Below are 441 nucleotides of genomic sequence, written 5' to 3' on the forward strand. Positions count from 1 at the left end.
CGACCAGAACGCCATCCTTGGTGGCGACCAGGTCCGGCTCGATGAAGTCGGCGCCCTGTTCGATCGCGAGCTTGTAGGATTCGAGCGTGTGCTCGGGCCGGTGGCCGCTCGCGCCGCGATGCCCGACGATCAGCGGCTTCTTGCCGTCGAGGGTCGGAGCGGTCTGGGCGGCGCCCGGCGTGACGGCGCCGAGGCCAAAGACGAGCGAAGCCACTAGGCTAGCCGACAGGAGCGTCTGTTTCATCGGATCTGATCCATGGTCGCGGCAGGAACGCGCGACCATGATGAGCCGATATGACAGGCCGGTGAAGTGTCGCCGGCTAGAGCCGGATCCGATCAGGTTGGAACAATCTGATCGGCGCGTGCTCTAGAATATTTTCAAGCGAAGTGGATACCGTTTCGCGTCAAGAAAATGCGCCCGATCAGATCCCGGCGCAATTG

The 441-nt window shown here is 62.8% G+C and carries 1 protein-coding gene; it reads right to left on the minus strand.

Annotation, left to right across the window (positions count from 1 at the left end; all coding sequences use genetic code 11):
* The coding region (locus tag ACTIF2_RS27615; RefSeq protein ID WP_439500343.1) for a glycerophosphodiester phosphodiesterase family protein at positions 1–244 on the minus strand (244 nt) is incomplete at its 3' end.
* Positions 245–441 lie beyond the last annotated feature (197 nt).

Source organism: Allobosea sp. (assembly GCF_051860145.1).
Classification (GTDB): Bacteria; Pseudomonadota; Alphaproteobacteria; order Rhizobiales; family Beijerinckiaceae; genus Allobosea.